This is a genomic window from Niabella sp. ZPM-14, assembly GCF_055693045.2.
This window is the reverse complement of the sequence record NZ_CM181148.1, coordinates 3,277,794-3,296,520: the sequence shown is the minus strand read 5'-3', so window position 1 is coordinate 3,296,520 and position 18,727 is coordinate 3,277,794. Positions and strand designations below refer to the sequence as shown.

Annotated in this window: 15 protein-coding genes; 9 read left to right on the top strand and 6 right to left on the bottom strand. The window is 47.7% G+C overall.

From position 1 onward, the window contains the following. The first annotated feature begins 129 nt into the window (after positions 1–129). Positions 130–3,711 carry an Ig-like domain-containing protein gene (locus ACU37H_RS14040; RefSeq protein WP_472703479.1) on the top strand — a complete coding sequence of 1,194 codons (3,582 nt, stop codon included), beginning with the start codon at positions 130–132 and terminating at the stop codon, positions 3,709–3,711. 48 nt (positions 3,712–3,759) lie between these two features. Next, entirely contained in the window at positions 3,760–4,746 is a 987-nt protein-coding gene (locus ACU37H_RS14035; protein WP_472703480.1) for a hypothetical protein, read from the top strand. A gap of 79 nt (positions 4,747–4,825) precedes the next feature. Here the strand turns inward: ACU37H_RS14035 and ACU37H_RS14030 are convergent, their stop codons facing one another. From ACU37H_RS14030 to ACU37H_RS14020, 3 genes are all read right to left on the bottom strand, one after another. Next, positions 4,826–5,578, bottom strand: a complete 753-nt coding sequence (locus ACU37H_RS14030) for a sulfite exporter TauE/SafE family protein (RefSeq protein ID WP_472703481.1) — start codon at positions 5,576–5,578, stop codon at positions 4,826–4,828. Positions 5,579–5,582: 4 nt separating this feature from the next. Beyond that, complete coding sequence (locus ACU37H_RS14025) at positions 5,583–6,248, bottom strand: SGNH/GDSL hydrolase family protein (RefSeq protein ID WP_472703482.1); 666 nt, start codon at positions 6,246–6,248, stop codon at positions 5,583–5,585. A 321-nt stretch (positions 6,249–6,569) separates the two neighbouring features. Next, positions 6,570–7,910, bottom strand: coding sequence for an exonuclease domain-containing protein (locus ACU37H_RS14020; protein ID WP_494407611.1), 1,341 nt, complete (start codon positions 7,908–7,910; stop codon positions 6,570–6,572). 233 nt (positions 7,911–8,143) lie between these two features. On the opposite strand from ACU37H_RS14020, the gene ACU37H_RS14015 reads away from it, so the two are divergent. The 4 genes from ACU37H_RS14015 to ACU37H_RS14000 all read left to right on the top strand — a co-directional run bounded on the left by ACU37H_RS14015 (position 8,144) and on the right by ACU37H_RS14000 (position 12,644). Further along, positions 8,144–9,034, top strand: a complete 891-nt coding sequence (locus tag ACU37H_RS14015; protein ID WP_472703483.1) for a class I SAM-dependent methyltransferase — start codon at positions 8,144–8,146, stop codon at positions 9,032–9,034. Between the two features lie 55 nt (positions 9,035–9,089). Next, positions 9,090–9,434 carry a hypothetical protein gene (locus ACU37H_RS14010; protein WP_472703484.1) on the top strand — a complete coding sequence of 115 codons (345 nt, stop codon included), beginning with the start codon at positions 9,090–9,092 and terminating at the stop codon, positions 9,432–9,434. Continuing rightward, entirely contained in the window at positions 9,434–10,144 is a 711-nt protein-coding gene (locus tag ACU37H_RS14005) for a peptidylprolyl isomerase (RefSeq protein WP_472703485.1), read from the top strand. Before ACU37H_RS14010 ends, ACU37H_RS14005 begins: the two co-directional genes overlap by 1 nt. Before the next feature lie 73 nt (positions 10,145–10,217). Then, positions 10,218–12,644, top strand: a complete 2,427-nt coding sequence (locus ACU37H_RS14000; RefSeq protein WP_472703486.1) for a TonB-dependent siderophore receptor — start codon at positions 10,218–10,220, stop codon at positions 12,642–12,644. A gap of 71 nt (positions 12,645–12,715) precedes the next feature. Here the strand turns inward: ACU37H_RS14000 and ACU37H_RS13995 are convergent, their stop codons facing one another. The 3 genes from ACU37H_RS13995 to ACU37H_RS13985 all read right to left on the bottom strand — a co-directional run bounded on the left by ACU37H_RS13995 (position 12,716) and on the right by ACU37H_RS13985 (position 15,891). Next, entirely contained in the window at positions 12,716–13,468 is a 753-nt protein-coding gene (locus ACU37H_RS13995) for a sugar phosphate isomerase/epimerase family protein (protein ID WP_472703487.1), read from the bottom strand. 5 nt (positions 13,469–13,473) lie between these two features. Further along, the gene (gene lpxD / locus ACU37H_RS13990) at positions 13,474–14,514 is read right to left on the bottom strand and encodes a UDP-3-O-(3-hydroxymyristoyl)glucosamine N-acyltransferase (protein WP_472703488.1); all 1,041 of its coding nucleotides are present in this window, start codon (positions 14,512–14,514) and stop codon (positions 13,474–13,476) included. Between the two features lie 159 nt (positions 14,515–14,673). Continuing rightward, complete coding sequence (locus ACU37H_RS13985) at positions 14,674–15,891, bottom strand: HD domain-containing protein (protein ID WP_472703489.1); 1,218 nt, start codon at positions 15,889–15,891, stop codon at positions 14,674–14,676. 363 nt (positions 15,892–16,254) lie between these two features. On the opposite strand from ACU37H_RS13985, the gene ACU37H_RS13980 reads away from it, so the two are divergent. From ACU37H_RS13980 to ACU37H_RS13970, 3 genes are all read left to right on the top strand, one after another. Further along, a complete protein-coding gene (locus ACU37H_RS13980; RefSeq protein ID WP_472703490.1) occupies positions 16,255–16,542 on the top strand; it encodes a hypothetical protein in 288 nt (95 codons plus the stop codon). Positions 16,543–16,574: 32 nt separating this feature from the next. Continuing rightward, on the top strand, positions 16,575–17,357 hold the full coding sequence (locus ACU37H_RS13975; protein WP_472703491.1) for an MBL fold metallo-hydrolase: 783 nt from the start codon (positions 16,575–16,577) through the stop codon (positions 17,355–17,357). Positions 17,358–17,792: 435 nt separating this feature from the next. Next, entirely contained in the window at positions 17,793–18,668 is an 876-nt protein-coding gene (locus ACU37H_RS13970; RefSeq protein WP_472703492.1) for a hypothetical protein, read from the top strand. Positions 18,669–18,727 lie beyond the last annotated feature (59 nt).

The window sequence follows — 18,727 nt, the reverse complement described above, 5'->3', positions numbered from 1 at the left end:
GTGTGTTGCCCGCAAGTCATAAGCGATTATTTTCTACGCCGTAGTAGTTTTTAAATCGGGCCTGGCCTGATTAGGGAACCTTTTGCCCATACTAACGACGAAGACTTGATCTGTAGAAAACTTTTAAGTATGACATATACCTACCCCCTACGTCGGGCCGTCCAACCCGTATTCAAGATGTTCATCCTACTGCTGAACCTTGCTCTATGGACCCATTCATCCATGGCGCAAAGCAGTAATGCGCCGGTCAATGTTTACCGGCCGTTGACTACGGATGTCTTCACCAACCTCACCGTTAATAGCAGCCAGGTTGCCGGTATCAACGTTTTCAGTGATAAAGACAATGTTAAGGACGCTAACCTCACCAACCCGTCCACCTGGACCTACGTAGCGTCGCTCGGTGGTTCTGCGTGGCTGGAAGTAAAAGATAACCTGGCAACGGGCGCCAATGTTTACCCTGCCGGCTCCTATGCCGGGTTTGTCTTTTCTACCGGGGGGTTACTGGAAGCGGCGGCTACCATCACCGTACAAACTTTCTTAGGCACCACCCTCCAGGAAACATACAATCCGGGTAATAGCATTCTGTCGTTATCGGTGGCGGGTGGCGGAGCCGCCAAGGTCGGTTTTGTGACGAGTCAGGCCTTTGACCGTGTAAGGATCACCTTCACGGCTCCGATAGGGCTCGCCGGGTCCCGTACCGTATATTATGCCGAGGTGGTAAGGCCTCAGGCCGGTGCCGCACCGGCTTGTAACACCAATACTCCGTTGGTTCAGAATACCTCACCCGCTGTCGTGAGCTCGGGCACAGCAGGCATTACAAACGTCAGCTTGTTGAGCCAGGTGTTTAGCAATACAGGCAACGTAGTGGACGCCAACACCAACAATGCAGCAACGATTACACTGCCACTTTTAGGTGCTTTATCAAGTGCATACATTTCTGTAAGAGAAGCTGGAAATGTCAGCCGCCCTGCAGGTTATTTTGCCGGTTTCGAAATATCGAACAGCACGGCCTTGTCGCTTAGTGTGCTTTCCGCATCCACGATCAGCACTTACGAGCGGGGTGTGCTCAGGGAATCGGTGTCTGCCAGCTCCTTGCTCGTTTCCGCGCCCTTGCTGTCGGGAACGGGACGTTATACATTAGGATTCAACACTACCCTGTCTTTTGATGAAGTGCGATATACCGTCTCTCAGCCGGCCAATCTCAGTCTGGGCACCACGTCGGTGTATGCCGCGGTGATCAAACAGTTTTGTGACCGCACCACTGATTTCACCTGCAACACCCTCACCAACCTGTCCTCGACAACAGATCCGATCTATATTAACATGCCGAACACCGGAGTATCGGGAACGCTTGCGGCGGGCAACAACATCTCTGATCTGAACAACGTCATTGATGGCAATCCTAACACTGCCGCTACGATGAACCTGGCAGTAACAGCGCTGAGCACCGGCCGCATCTCTGTGAAAAAAGCACTTACCCCCTACACGGCCAACAGCTATATCGGCTTTGACGTGCAAACAACTGCTCTTTTAAATGCCACTGTTTTAGGCTCAGCCACCATCCGGCTTCTGAGCGGCGGGTCAGTTGTTCAAACCAGCACAGGAAGCGGTATTATAGTCGGGGCAAAATCCAGTTTGCTTGGTGACAACATCCGGCAAACGGTCGGGGTGGTAGCTAATGTACCGTTTGACGAAGTACAAATTGAATTTTCTCAACCCGTGGGCGCCAACCTGGGCTCCATACAGATATTTGGTTTGATGATACAGAAGAATTGTGAAGTGCCCCTGGCCTGCAATACCGCAAATATCATCAAAACGCCGCAATATGGTGCCGTGATCGAAAGTGCGCGATCCGGGTTCTCTTCCGCGGTATGCGCTAGTTGTGCTATTACTGATATAGAAAAGGTTGTAGATAATAATTCGAGCGCTACTGACTTTGCAAATATCAGGATCACTGCAGGCGTGCTCACCACCGGATCTATCTCAGTGGCCATACCAGCGAACACCATGCCTGCAGGAACAATAGCAGGGTTCCTCATCAGGAACAATAATAATTCGCTGCTGTATGCAGACCTGCTCAGCTCTATCAGGATCACAACTTATAATAATGGTGTGCAACAAGAAACCCGCACGGCCAGTGAACTGTTGAGTCTTCAGGTGATTATACCGATCCTTAATAACACGGCAGGCGTTTATAATCTCGGGTTCATGACAAGCCTGCCTTACGACGAGATCCAGATATCGACCACCACAACCGTTGGGGCACTTAAAGATATAGATGTGTTCTATCCCACTATCGATACCAGGTTTGTGGCTCCGGGCATCCCGGGATTATCCTGTTCCGTGATCTACACGTTGCCTGATATCAACTACACGACGCTGAATCAACAGGTTTCGGGATCGGTAGCTTCTAATGATAAAAAGCCCGCGAATGCTATTTACACAGGAGCCGTTCCGGCCAGCGGAGCCGATGGTAACAGCAATCCTTCGGGAGCAACGCTGACGCTTCGCAATGATGGTACTTATGATTTCATTGCCACACAGGCAGGCGTTTATAGCTACGAAGTGACTTTGCTCAATCCTGCTACCAACACGAGCTATAAAGAAAACCTGACGATTACCGTTACAGATGCGTCTAACACCACCACTAATCCTCCTGTTGTCAATACGGACGTGGCAGGCGCCAGCACAAATGATGGCTCACCGGGTTATGCCGGCACAACCATCCAGGTACTGGCCAACGACCGGGCAAGCAACGCTGGTAAGACGTTAGGAACTCCCACGATTTCCGGAGCACCTGAAAACGGCACGGCCGTTGTGAACCCGAATGGCACCATCACCTACACCCCATTGCCCGGCTTTGTAGGAACAGACACCGTCACTTATAATGTGTGTGAACAACCCGGCGGAACCCCTTGCGGCAGCGCGTATGTGATCATCAGGGTGACTCCGGGCGGAGGTGCCGGCATCCCTATCGCCAGTAACCTGATTCCCGGTGATGATTACCTTCAGACAGACCCTGGTCAGCAGGTTACCGGCAATGTACTGACCAATGACATGGATCCGCTGGGTAATGCGATCAACGTGGCCACCCAGAACATCAGCAATAGTACAGGTCAGCTGGCGCTGAACGGCGACGGTACTTTCACGTTCACTCCGGCCAGCAACTTCAACGGTACCACGGCGTTCACCTACACCATTTCGGACGCAACGAACCCGTCAAGACAGGCGACCGCCACCTTGTATGTCTATGTAAAAGGCGCGGGTGTTGATCTGACCATCAGCATGACCCTATCGCCCACCCAGGTAAGAGGTGCTACTAAAGAATATATCCGCATCACAGTTTTCAATCTTACCAAGTTGGTAGCCAACGAAGAGATCCGCGTGCTGGTTCCGATTACGACCCGCCTGAGCAACTTTGCCTTTGACCCAACCGCTACTACTTTCAACGGAGCCCCTGTAGAAAACACGAAATGGGAATACCTGGGACCGCAAAACGGGTTCTACACCTTCAGGAGAAAAGAAGGATTGAGTGCCAGCTCCGACGCAGGCTTTATATCCAGCAGGCTAGGATTCACCGTGACCTACACACCTCCTACCAGCGGTGGCGGTAAAGACAATATGTTGAGCTATCTCTTCTATGGAACTAACGGAGACGCCAACGTGCAGAATAATTCAGATGTTGAAACCTTAAATTATAGAAGTCAATAGCAGTTTCCTGAAGCTGATCACCTTTAAATCAATTAAATCAATCAAGCAATGAAAAAATTATTTATTACAATTGTCGTGTTCATGTATTGCAGCGCTTTCCTTCAAACGGCCAGCGCCCAAAACCCGGGGCTTTCAACACCAGATATTTCACCCAATCCGGGACAGGTAGGCCAGGAAGCAGTATTGACCTTTAACTTTCTGAACGCCAATGCAGGCATCCCTAACGGCGCTGATGTGGGCGTTACGGTAGACCTGAATGACATGGAATTCGTACTCACGGATGGAGCGCCAGAGGTCAGCGGCCCCGGATCGGCTTATTTTAGCTGGGCGATCAACGAACAAGGGTTGCTGTCCGGAACGCAGATCCAGGCCATCCCAGCCCCGTTGAATGCTTCAATTAATGTCAACGTCCGCTACACCGTATTCTCCCCTCAATCCGAGGATAATACATCCAACGGGAATGGCGCGGAAATTAATGTACAACCAGGAGCAGCACCTAACTCCAACCAGGCAGATGACAATGTGGCGTTTTACACCTGGACGAGTGGCGTATTACCGGTAACGTTCGGATACATCAAAGGTGCGTTTAGCGGAGATCAGCTCAAAATCGACTGGCAGACATTAAAAGAAAGTAATAACAAGGAGTTCACTATCGAAGCCTCTAAAGATGGTAAGAAGTTCTATGAAATCGGAACAGTGCCCTCTGCCGCAGTAGATGGCAACTCGGATACTGAGCTGACCTATACCTTTACCAAAGACTGGAAAGATGTAGTAAGCATGGCCGGTTTCTCTTTAATGATGTCAATCGTATTGATCGCTTTGTTTGCAGGACTGTTCCCCAAAGTCCGCCGCCTTCAATTGTTTGTTTTGACGCCGGTATTGGCTATCATCATCACGACCGGATTCTTATCGTGCAGAAAAAAAGATCGTATTGATACAGACGAGTACCCTGAGATCTATGTTCGTATCGGACAAACCGATATAGACGGGACTACTACTTACTCGAAAGTGATCAAAATAGGAGAAAAGCAATAACTCCTCATTACCTGAGACAAAAAGGTTCCGGTGGCTATCACCGGAACCTTTTTTTATTTCCAGGTCTCCGGAATTTCAACTACTTCAGAAATATAAAGATCGCACCGATAAAAGTAAGCACGATGATCAGTTTCCGGTAGCTGTTATCTTTGATCAGGGAGACCACCTTAAGGCCAAGCAGGAAGCCTGCCAGCAAAGCGGGTAATAAAAGCAGGTCGGTCTGCAAGCTTTCTGATGTAATGTTATTCCAGAAGAAAATCTGAAATGGCAGTTTGAAAAAGTTAATGGCGAGAAACACCCAGGCGGCTGTGCCTATAAAATTATTTTTAGGCATTCTCATAGCCAGGAAATAAATATTGGCAAAGGCGCCGGCCAGGTTGCCTATCATCGTGGTAAACCCGGACACGAGGCCCATGCCGGACACAAACCATGTATTGGAGGGAACAACCATCGTCTTTCTTATTTCCAGGTAGAGCATGATGATCACCGTAATGACGATGATCGTCGCCATTACTTTCCTGAACAGCGCTTCATCCATATGCTGTCCGGAGAACACGCCGATGATCACGCCTGCTACCATCCAGGGTATCAGTCGCCAGAAATGTTTCCATTCTGCGTGCCTGTGGTAATAAGTAACCGCCATGAGGTCGGCTGCACAAAGGAGCGGCAACACCACGCCGGTGGACGCCTTGCCACCGAGCACGATCGCCATCAGGGTGACGTTCAACATATCAACGCCCTTCAATCCGGCCTTGGAAAGACCGATAAAAAAAGCGGCGGAAGCCAGTAAAATCCAGTGGGTAACCGTGTAACCTTCTAATAGTGCCTCCAAGCGCTTATTTTAATTTTTTGACTGCATTCCACATCTCCTGTGCGACTAAAAGGTTGCCGGCATCATTCAGGTGCACACGGTCGCGGGTAAGGATGCCTTTCTCTTCGTTGTTGGGATTATGCTGATCCAGGTAGTCCATAAAAGCTTTCCTGAGATCAATGAGCGGAATCTGATTCCTGGCGGCATATTCGCGGATCCATTTCGCGTAATAGTTGAGATCCCCGTCCTGGAGGTTGGTGTCGTCGTGGTATTCGCCGATCACAGAAGGCGTGCACATGACCGGCTGTATGCCAAGGGCTTTCATCTTTGTGATCATCTTGTCATAGAACGCTCCGAACTTTTTAAATTCAGTACCGGTGCCACTGGTGGTTTTATGCCAGACGTCATTGATCCCTATGTATACGATAACGATATCCGGCTCCTGGTCAAGCACGTCTTCCTGAAACCGGTAAAAAAGATCATACACCCTGTTACCGCTAACGCCTTTGCCCACCCATTCAAAATCCTGCTGCCTCTTGTCTTCCTTACACAGGCTGTCTATCTTAGGGATATAGCCACCGGGCGCCGCTCCCTGCTGGGTAATGGAATCACCGAAAAATATGACTTTCTTTTTCTTAACGGGTTGGAAGGCTAAAAGAACGAGGGCTGCAATCGCTGCGAGGTATTTCATTCGTTGTGTTTTGTGTGGTCCGCCAACGCGGAACATATTACTGAATCGAATTTTGAAGATGCAAGTTTAAACAAAAAAGTTCATGGTTGGCAGCTTTGACTTCTGACCGGGTATGCCATTTATCAATCAGACTCGGGCCATCTGGTCAATGGTTTATGTTTTGTTTTTGATCAGGCAAGGGAAGCGTCCTGCCGCCATTTCTGATCAGACCGGGACGGGCTCAGACCGAAAATTTCTTTTCTGATCAGACCGAGACGGTCAGATCGGGTCAACCATCTTTTCTGATCAGACCGGGACGCCCGCCTGACCAACCGCGCAGGGTCAGATCAGATCGGCCTGTTGGGCGATACTTTCAGCAAATATTTTCACTTTGGCAGGATATCTCTTGGCATAGCTGAACAGCATATTAGTGATCGTGCTGTTTTCTTTATAAGGCGTTATAAGATCTTTTACCGCTTCCGCGTGCTCTACTACAATATCGTTGGAGATAAAGCCCATCCCGTAGAATTTTCCCTGCCACACTAAAATGCAGGATTGCTGCTCCCTGGTGACTCCATTATCTATGATCACGAAAGAAGGAAGGCTCCGTAGTTTCTCCACAGCGCGCTCCACCCGGGCATTGTACAGATCTTCAGGCTCTCTTTTCTCGCAGGCGCCTTTGCATAAAAGCCCGTGCATTTTTTCATCATACAAATGTGCGCCAATAAAGCATAACCTCGGACACAGATCGAACTGATGCACCAACTGTCTCAAAGCAGCATTGGCGTTTTCAAGGTGATGATAAGAACTGATCACTTCATACCTGCTGCTGACCTTATCTACTGCTAAACGCATGTAGCCGTTCTGATCATAGTACCGGATGACCCCATACATATCTTCCCGCCTCTTTTGGGCGGCATTGAATTTTGGCCAAAGCCTTTTGATTTCGGATGATTCCTTCACCGCAGCCATCAGCTCAGTACCGCATTCTTCAAAGCTGATGCGATGAACATAGCGCATGAAATTCTGCTTTTGCCGGGTGGTCGCATTGTTGCTGAAATGGCTGCTGACACGATAACGGATATTTTTCGCTTTCCCTACATAGACCACTTTTCCTTTTTCATCGTGGAAATAATAAACGCCCGCCGTGTAGGGTAGCTTTTCAAAGTCTTCCCTGGGTACGTTCGGCGGCAACACATGCTCCTTCGACGTGCGCTTGAGGCTCTTAATGATGTGCTGCTCCGCATCCTGCTCCAGCAGCATCCGGAATAACTGAGCAGTAGCATCGGTGTCCCCTCCGGCCCGGTGGTGATTGACATGTGGTATGCCCAACGCATGACATAGCTTGCCGAGGCTGTAAGACTGATGACCGGGCAATATCTTGCGGCTAAGCCTTACAGTGCATAACTTATGCGCGTTGTATTCATAACCACAATAGGACAGCTGGCTCTTGATAAAAGAATAATCGAAATTGACATTGTGCGCCACAAACACCTTGTCTTTCAACAGCTCGTAGATGGTCTCCGCCACTTCTTCAAATGCAGGTGCTTCCGCGACCATTTCATTGGAAATGCCCGTCATCGCCTGGATATAGGGCGGTATGCGATGGAGCGGGTTGATGAGAGACTCGTAACGATCGATGATCTGTTCACCATCAAAAATAATGATACAGATCTCGGTGATCCCGTTAGCGGCGGCATAAGAGCCCGTTGTTTCAATATCGACTATTGCGTAAGTGATCCGTTGAAAAGTTAATAAGTTGACCCGTTGATAAGCGACGAAAACCTTGATAAGTTTTTAATTTATCAACTTGTAAACCTGCGCGAAGCGCTAATTTCGCAAAAAATATTGGATCAATGACGGGACCGGACAAATTCGAAATGTTTAAAAACCGTTTAACAAAGGTTTTCAGGCACTTGCAAAAACAAGCTAAAAAGCAGCAGGTAACCTGCTATCGCATTTATGACCATGACCTCCCGGAATTTCCGTTGATCATTGAAAAATACGCCGACCAGCTACATGTTTCAGAGTATAAAAGAAATCACAACCTGACTGATGAAGCGCATCAATACTGGCTGCAGCAAAGCCGCGAAGTGATGTCGGAAGTGCTCGATACCGCTGCAGAAAACATCTTCATCAAGCTCCGGAAAAGAAAGGCAGGGCGTGATGATCAATACCAGAAAACAGACAACGCCAAAAATGAATCTATTGTTGAAGAGCATGGATTGAAGTTCATTGTCAACCTTACCGATTATTTAGACACCGGGTTATTCCTCGACCATCGCATCACAAGAAAGATGGTGATGGAACAATCAGCTGGAAAAAGAGTGTTGAATCTCTTTGCCTACACGGGATCCTTTTCGGTGTATGCTGCTGCAGGCGGCGCCAGCGAGGTGACCACCGTTGACCTGTCTAACACCTATATCCAATGGGCGAAGAAGAATATGGAAACCAACGGTTATGACGATTCGGAAAAATACCGGTTCGTGGCCGCGGATGTGTTACAGTACCTGGACACATTAGCACCGGCGTCTTTTGACCTGATTGTTATGGATCCCCCCACTTTCAGCAACAGTAAAAAAATGAATGATATCCTGGACATTCAAAGAGACCATGTCAGGCTGGTCAATCAATGTCTCGATGCCCTGGCTCCGGGCGGATCGCTTTATTTCAGTAACAACTATACCCGGTTCCAGCTGGAAGCATCTTCGATAAAAGCCACGTCTATAAAAGACATTACAAAAGCCACCACTCCTTTTGATTTTGAAGGCAAGCTGAACCGGTGCTGTTTCCTGATCAGTAAATAGCCGGGACGGGCAGACTATCTTCTTTGAGCGATGGACAAATTCGTACTTTTGCCGCATGTTAAATAATGATGACCTTCAGATACGCTGGTGGAACCTGGAAGCGAAGCTGGTAGAGCGTTTCGGTAAAAAGCCCGACATGGAAGCGATACTATTCCTGATTGGTATCCAGGAATTGGGAACGGTAGCGGAAAAATTTACCAAAGAACAAAAGCAGGACCTGATGCATATTGCCGTGTGCCGGTTATTGGCTCCCAGCGGCTATTATGAACTGGAAGACAAAGACCCCGACGGCTGGCCTCATTACAGGCAGCTGAAACCTATGCCGGACCTGAACCCTATCGAGCAGGAGAACTTCCTGAAAGATCATGTACTACTTTATTTTGAAGAAAACGAATGGTAATGCGTTCTGCTCTCTTTCTACTGATGGCTTCACTGCTCCTCGGCTGCGCATCTTCCAACCGGCTGCGCCAGGCTGACTATAAAAAAGCGGTTCTGCTGCAGACCAACCATGGAGACATGCTGATACAGCTCAGTAATGAAACGCCGCAACACCGGGATAATTTCCTGAAGCTGGTGAAGTCGGGCTATTACGACGGCGTCTTATTTCACCGGGTGATCCATCGATTCATGATCCAGGCGGGTGACCCTGACAGTCGTAATGCAGCTCCCGGCGTACCATTGGGAGAAGGCGGCCCTGATTACAGCATACCCGCAGAATTCAGACCTGATCTTTTTCATGAAAAAGGGGTCATCGCTGCGGCGCGGGAAAGCGACGACGTGAATCCCTTGAAAGCCAGCAGCGGCAGCCAGTTTTACATCGTGCAGGGAAAGGTATGGAGACCAGGGGAACTGGATACCCTGGAAATGAAGAGACTGAACGGTCGTAAGATACCCGCCGATCAACGCGCTGCGTACACTACCCGGGGCGGCACACCTCACCTGGACCGGAACTACACTGTGTTTGGTAAAGTTGTGGGCGGTCTCGAAGTGGTAGATCGTATTGCAGCGGTACCTACCAGTAAAGGTGCAGACCGGGACAGACCCTTGAAAGACGTGATCATTAAAAAGGCGAAGCTTGTATCGGCTAAGTACCGGCTAAAACACAAATGATAATTTTCCGCATATCGTAAACAGCCCTCTTTGTCTTGGGTTTAATTTCGCCGCTTCAATTAAACCAGGCACGATGAACATTAAATTTTGCAATTCTTTATTACTACTTTTCACTTTTTTACTGATCAGCACGGCCGCTTTGGCCCAAACAACCGGGACCATAAAGGGTACGGTAACGACTTCAGATGGTCAGCCGGCCGAGTCGGTGTCCATAACCCTGAAAGGTACTGGCAAAGGAGCTGTAGCAGATAAAAACGGAGCATTTGAGATTAAGAATGTGTTGCCAGGAACGTACACGCTTTCCATTTCATTTGTGGAGCTGGCTGGTCAGGCTCAGCAGGTCACGGTTACCGCTAAAACGACAACCAACGTTTCCTTTGTTTTAAGTGAAAATAAAGAGGAGCTGGAGGAGGTGATTATTTCAGCAAGAAAAAGCAAGAATACCGCTACTTCAACTGTCGCGAAAATGCCATTGAAAAACCTGGAGAATCCACAGGTTTATTCCAGTGTATCGGCTGAGCTGATGAAGGCCCAGGCAATAGTAAACTATGATGATGCGTTTAGAAATGTGCCAGGCATTACGCGGGCCTGGGCATCTACAGGCCGCGGAGGCGATGGTGGCGCTTACTTTTCGCTGAGGGGATTTGAAGCACAACCGGCTCTTATCAATGGCTTTCCCGGGCTGGTGAGCGGGAATCTTGACCCCTCAAACATAGAAGAGATACAGGTTATTAAAGGGCCGTCCGGTACGTTGTTTGGCGCAAGTTTCTATGGTTATGGCGGCATCATAAACACAATCACCAAAAAGCCATACTATGATTTTGGCGGAGAAGTGGCGTATAACATTGGCAGCTTTGATCTGCATCGACTGACTGCTGATATCAACACACCATTAAGCAAAACCCAAAAGATTGCGCTCCGGCTGAATACGGCGCTGCATACCGAAAATAGTTTCCAGGACGCCGGATTCAAAAAATCCTTCTTTATTGCGCCAACACTGGCTTACGAAGTGAATGACAAACTTTCGTTGTCTTTACTGGCGGAGATTTTGGAAGAAAAGCGCGCTGTTCCGCCCGTGTTCTTTAATACCGATCGTGCAAGTCCATTGGATTTTAAGACGATCAGCGAATTGAATCTGGACCCTAAGTTGTCCTTTACCAGTAATGATCTAACGATCAGAAACCCGAGGAAGAATGCGCAGGCAGAGGCTTTATATAAGATCAACAATACCTGGTCTTCACAAACCGTTATCTCCGCCAGCAACATCAAATCTGATGGCATTTACACCTACATCTGGGGTACAGATCCCGATCAGCCGACACAAAGAAATTATTTTTACCAGTATTTCAACAACCAGGACTATAATACCAACACGTTTGATGCGCAGCAAAACTTTAACGGAGACTTTAAGATAGGCAGCCTCAGGAACAGGTTATTGATCGGTCTGGATTACCTGACACGCACCGTAAAAAACAATAGCTCCGGTTGGATACCTACCCGAAGAGTGAATCCGCAGGGCGGTTTCATCACGCTGGATGCATCAAACGGAGATGGGCTAAATAAATATTTCATTGATACCACACTGGCTGCGACCAAGCATTCAGACACAAAAATCACCAATCGCGCTTATAGCGCTTATGCGTCTGATGTGATTAACTTCACTCCGGCTTTTTCAGCGATGGTGGGCATCAGGCTTGATTATTTTGAAAATGAAACGAACACCGATACCAAGGGTTATGACCAGCTGACCTTTTCGCCCAAGTTTGGCTTAGTGTATCAACCCGTTATTGATAAGCTGGCAATCTTTGCCAACTATATGAATACGTTCTATAATGTTGCGCCATCCGAGGTATTTGATGGCGCAGGAAACAGCCTGGGTATTAAAGCATTTAAACCGGAGAGCGCTAACCAGGTAGAAGTAGGCGCTAAAGCCAACCTGATGGCCAACAAATTGTTTGCTACCCTTTCTTTGTATGATATTAAAGTGGCTAATCGTGTGTTTTATTCGCCAACCAGCGCGATACAAGGTGGCAAAACAAGAAGCAGGGGTTTTGAGCTGGACTTCAACGCTAATCCGGTGCCCCAGCTAAATCTGATTGCTGGTTTTAGCCACGGCAAAATAGAAGTCGTAGAAGGCAATACAGCTACGCCAAACGATTTTTATAATGAAGTGGGGCGCAGTCCCGGAGGACAAGGACCTCAAACGCTGGCTAACTTTTGGGGCACTTATAAATTCACTTCCGGCCGTCTTAAAAATTTCGGACTGGGATTTGGCGGTAACTACGGCGGAAAAAATAAAGTGATTGACAACAGCCTTACAGGTGTCTTTACTTTGCCCAGCTATACGCTGCTGAACGGTTCACTATTTTATAACGGTGAGAAATTCAGAATCTCTGCAAACGTCAATAACATCACTGACCAAACATATTATATTGGCTATTGGTCGATCAATCCTCAACAGCCCCGGAACTTTGTGGCGAGCATTGCATACAAGTTCTGACAGGTTGCTCTCAAAAGAAAAGCGGCTCCGACGGGCCGCTTTTCTTTTGCCATTTATAAACGCTTTTTCTGCTAAGACATATTTTGACGGCTCTCCACCATTTTAATTAAGACATCTTCAGTGTCTGAAGCCATTTCAACGATTGCATACTGCAGACCTGCCTTGGCCTTTGCAGCAAGGATAGAAGGAAAGTCGACCATACCATGACCAATCGTCGTTGACTTCCTCGTAACAGGATCTATATCACGCCAATGCCATAAGGGGAATCTGCCCGGATGTTGCTCAAAGAATACAACAGGATCATGGCCCGCATAAACCATCCAGCCCAGGTCAGGTTGAAAGCTTACTAATTCAGGATCGGTATGTCGCAACAATATGTCGAACGGCAGCAGATCGCCGATCCTGTCCAGTTCATGTGCATGATTATGATAGGCCAGTTGCAAGCCGTACTTTTTTGCGACAGCGCCCATCTCGTTAAGCTCATCGGCTGCTCTCTTGTAAGCATCGACATTATGAGCCATCTGGTCCTGAAAATAAGAATGTACAATGTATTGCATGTCCAGCGCTGCTGCGGTTTCGCAAGCAATATCCGCTGTATCAGCACTGTGATAAAAATGTCCGCTTACAATCGATAATGCGGATTCAGTAAGCAAGTCTTTGAAAAGGCCGGTAGCAAAGCCTTGTATCGTATTGTTTTCAGCATCGAAGCCGGCAGGCTCGACGAACGAGTATCCCGCGCTGGCAAGTCTTTGTAAAACCCCGATGGGATTTTCACGCAGTAAATGCCTCAAGGCCCAGATCTGTGCGCCAATCGGAAAGGACATGCTGGTTACAATGTTGGCTTTAACTGTTGCAGCAACTGTTCGAGCTCTTTGATCCGGCGCTCTAGTTCGGGCAGCTTACGGCTCAATGCCTGGCTTCGCAATGCGGAAGTGTATTCATGAGCCGGAGATCCGGTGACCGCCTTACCAGGTTCAAGATTTTTACTTACGCCGCTTTGGGCATTTATTTTAGCTCCGTCGCCGATATGCAAATGTCCTACAATGCCCGCTTGTCCGCCAATCATCACGCCTTTACCAACCTTAGTACTTCCGCTGATGCCTGCCTGCGCGGCCACCACCGTGCTGTAGCCGATCTCCACATTGTGAGCAATCTGGATCAGGTTATCGAGCTTGGCTCCTTTTCTAATGATGGTCGATCCGATCGTCGCCCGGTCAATCGTGCAATTGGCCCCGATCTCTACATCGTCTTCTACAATCACATTTCCAATCTGGGGAACTTTGGAAAAACTGCCGTCTGCCTGGGGCGCAAAACCAAAGCCATCACTTCCGATCACGGTTCCGGCATGAATGGTCACTTTATTGCCCAGCTGGCAACTGTGCAGCACTTTTACACCCGGATGCAGGGTGGTATTTTGTCCAATGGTTACATTATCACCAATGTATACACCGGGATAGATCTTGGATCCCGATCCTATGGTTACATTTTCGCCCAGATAAGCAAACGCACCGATGTAAACATCGTCTGCATAGCTGGCGGATGCCGCCATATAAACTGGTTGCTGAATCCCCTTCAGTTGCTGTTGTCTGAACTCCTGGTATTTTCCGAGCAATGTGGCGAACGCGCTGTAGGCGTCTTTCACGCGTATCAGCGTCGGTTGCACCGCTTGCCTGAGCTCGAGTGTTTCATTAATAATGATGATACTGGCTTTGGTAGTGTACAGATATTCTTCGTACTTGGGATTGGCCAGAAAACTTAATTGATTCTCACCCGCTTCTTCAATCTTTCCAAATGAACCAACCGTTACATCGGCATTGCCTTCTACCTTACCATTAATTAACAGCGCTATTTGGGATGCAGAGAATACCATTCGTAGATCTTTAAAATGATTTTTGTTAAGCGTCGAAAGTAGGTAAGTAAAAAAATATTAAACGTTAAACTTTGGGTCTTTTGCCAACTCATTCATTAAAAATTGTGTAAAACCGCAAGGGGCAATCTTTGCGTTTTCATTAAGTAATGACATTGGTTCCTAGACCCTTAAATAGCAAAAGTAGTATTTTTTAACAGGCTCGCTGATCTTTACATTAATTAGCGGATTATCGACCTGGGAAATGTCCTTCAGCGTGCCATCTTTATATAGGATATTGATACTCTCGTTATTCAGATTATATAACAGGTTGGTAGCTTCACCGCCGAAAGCAAAATACCCCGCGTCACTTTCATCCACGCCAATCGCTGCAGCTACTTCCTGTTGCTGCCGCTGCTGAAACGCTGTATCGATCGGCGTTGACTGCAACCGGATGCGCATGATCTTCCGGTGAATGATCGCTTTGCACAGCACAGAAAGGATCTTATCGGGGTGACAGCACCAGTTCTTCACGGTGGCCATCACGTCGTGATCGTCCATTTCACAGAAATCATCCAACAGCGATACGATGTCAACTTCTCCCGTCGAAGCCTGCAGGAATTTATTAAAAGCAGCGGTTGCAGCGGGGGCCTCGACACCCATCGCGATCAAGGCCTTCGCACGCCGTATGACCATGATCAGCATCTTCTCGGCAGCTACTACAGTTTTATGAAGGTATACCTGCCAGTACATTAACCGGCGGCTGAGCAGGAATTTTTCAATCGAATAGATCGCTTTTTCTTCCACTACCAGGTTGTCGTCTTTTACGGTAAGCATTTTGATGATGCGGTCATAGCCGATCACACCCTCCGCCACACCGGTGAAAAAGCTGTCCCGGTTGAGGTAATCCATGCGGTCCACATCGAGCTGACCGGAAACCAGTTGGTGCAGGAATCTTTTAGGATGTTTATTGGTAAAAATATCAATGGCTACCTGCAACTGTCCGTTAAACTCAGCATTCAGCTTCTGCATGATCAAAAGAGAAATGCCTTCGTGATGCGCATTCCTGATCAGCTCATGTTCCAGCGCGTGGGAAAAAGGACCATGACCGATATCGTGCAGCAAAATAGCCAGTTTCGCGCCCAGCTCTTCTTCAGAGCTGATATCGATGCCTTTATTTTTAAGCTCACTGAGCGCCGTGCACATCAGATGGTAGGCGCCCAGAGAATGATGTAAGCGGCTGTGAACAGCGCCGGGATACACCAGGTGCGCAAAAGCCATCTGGTGTATGTTCCGCAGCCGTTGATAGCAGGGATGCGAAATGATCTGCAGCAGCAGGGGATGATCAATGGTAATAAAACCATAGACCGGATCATTGATTATTTTGCGAGCCTCTGGCATAGTAATAAATATGCAAATGTAGTGCTCGCCGGTGACTTATATCATTCGCCAGGGAGTACCCTGTTCGAGGATCATAAAAAGCCATCCGGCAAGATCATCCTACTGTCCGTTCAGAAATCTCTTCCTTTACTCCTATTCAACCCGCCTGGAGTGCATTCGATCGAAAGGCATCCATGGCATAACCCCTTACCCGTCCGCGCTATAATACGATATAACCGGCGGGATCTTCTATTTATTGCTTATATTCCCTGTGATTTCATATTGTTTTCGGACCCGGAACAACTTTATATGAAGCTTTATCCCTGCCGGAGGCCATTCTTAGATAAAAAGATTTCATGTAAGTTTGCCGCATCAATTTAGAAGATGATCAAGTATACGCAGAATACATTGGATAAGCTGGAAGCGATACCCGAACAATGCGGTTATATCTTAAGATATGAGCGCGGTAACTTCCAAAGTGGCTATTGTATTTTAGATAACAAAAAAGTAGTAGTCTTAAATAAGTTCCTGCAAACGGAAGGACGGATCAACGCATTGATTGAAATCATCCCGCAATTACAAATTGATGTGGAGCAGCTGGACGATCCTTCTAAGCGGCTCTTTACAGAAATTGCTGAAAGCAGAAACGAAGACGACACCGAAACCGAATAAACCAAGCACCTACACACACGCAACTTTTTACTTTGTCTTACCCATCGCTACAAATAACTTTTTTAGGCACCGGCACGAGCTCCGGTGTGCCCATGGTGGGTTGTCCATGCGAAGTGTGTACGTCTGCCAACCCGAAAGATAAACGGCTGCGATCGAGCCTCCTGATTGAATCCGGAGGCCAGACACTGGTGATTGATGCGGGGCCGGATTTCCGGCAGCAAATGCTCACGCACCAGGTGCACCGATTGGATGCCATCTTGCTGACTCACTCTCATAAGGATCATATCGCCGGACTGGATGATGTGAGGGCCTACAATTATTTCCAGCAAAAGCCGATGGATCTCTTTGCGACGGCGGCGACGCTCGACCGGGTGCAGATCGAGTTTGACTACGCTTTTGCAGCCGTGAAATATGCCGGTGTTCCTTCGATAAGGCTGCATACTATTTCCGGAGACGAGCCTTTCCATGCGGCAGGACTGGCCATCACACCGGTGCCTGTGTGGCATCTTTACATGCCTGTGCTCGGCTTCCGGCTTGGGGACTTTACCTATATCACGGATGCCAACCGCATTGATGCAGCCTCCAAAGAGAAAATAAGAGGCTCAAAAATCCTGGTCCTGAACGCGCTCCGGAAAGAGCAGCACATCTCGCATTTCACCCTATCGGAAGCGCTCGCTTTGGCTGACGAATTGCAGATACCCGAAGCTTATTTTATACATTTGTCGCATCAAATGGGCCTGCATGATGAGGTGCAACAGGAATTGCCTCCGAACCGGTACCTGGCCTATGATGGGCTGCAAATACAAATACCGTAGTCAAAGGAGCTTCTGCTACAAAAATTTTGCAAACGCTTCCTAACAATTGTTAGCGTTTTTCACAAACAATTCTTATATTTACATGGGCCTCTTAGCTTGTCGAAATTGTATCATGATTTTTTTCCGCCGCGCTGATAACGCGGCGGTTTTTTTATTGTTGACATGAACCAACCTTATTTTCCCTGATCTTTTCAACTTCTTTGCCCGTTCCTTTACAGTTTTCGAAGCGGATCGGCGGGTCCTCTTTTGCGGCGGCTATTATTATTTATCATCGCTCCGTTTGGCGTGATTTGTTAATTCTACAACCGGGTCTCCCCTATTTGTTAGAGAAAATAAAAATACTTAACATATTTTCATAAAGTATTATTAATTACTTCTTAGGCTGTAACTCTTTTCATCATTCCCCGTCTTTCCGCTTTCACCAAAACATTTTATATGATGAACAACATGTTATCGTTATTATTATTGGCGGCTCTTTTAGGAAGCTGCAACAAGAAGCAACTCACTAAGAGCGACAAGCCTGAACCGGCCGCTAATGTTTGCGCGTTTCCGTTCTCGGTTCCCAAACAGCAAGCCCCTGGTCATAATGAGAAGGACCCCGTGGCGCAAACCTATGATCTTGGTATAATGTCCTGTGTGTCTAAACACAGTCATTCCCTTACATCTTTCCCTTATGTAGACCTGAACACAGAAGATTATGAAATCTTGTCTGATGAGGAAATCTCAAGAAGAGGGCTGAAGGATATCGAACAGATGTTTTATGAAATGCAGCACTACTTTTTCCGGAGGAGGAACGTTAAGCTGGTGTTTGTAGACGATTTTAATGGTTTTTCTGCGGAATATACCAAGCGGGAAATCGCCGTTGACCCTAAAAATGTGTCAGACATTCTTAAAGATCCGCGATATTCCAACCCTAGGAACGTGCTGAAATATATCCTGGCGCATGAGATCGGACACTTTGTTCATGAAGTATCCACGCATCCTCCTATTTCTAACAGGGAAGGTTATTCACCGCATGGAAATGTATCGATTTATAAACTGACCAAAGCCAACGAGACCGAAAACCCTTCTGAAGAAGAGAGGATGCTGGCGAAGCATTTTCTGTCCAACTACTTATTTTCCCACGCAGAGGTGGAGATGTATGGCATCCATACCTTGCTGGACCATAGCTTTGATGGATGGGACGACGTGTATAAGTTTATCGACAAATCGATCGAAGATGCACAAAAAGAAGGCGGGCTGGAAGGCGTGACCGACCTCAGGGGAAGAAAGAAAGCGATTCAGACAGCCGTTGCTTCCCGGGGAAAGTAGTGGTAACAAAAATGTCATAGACCCGGGTTGATGATATTTCCCGGGTCTACGACATTCAT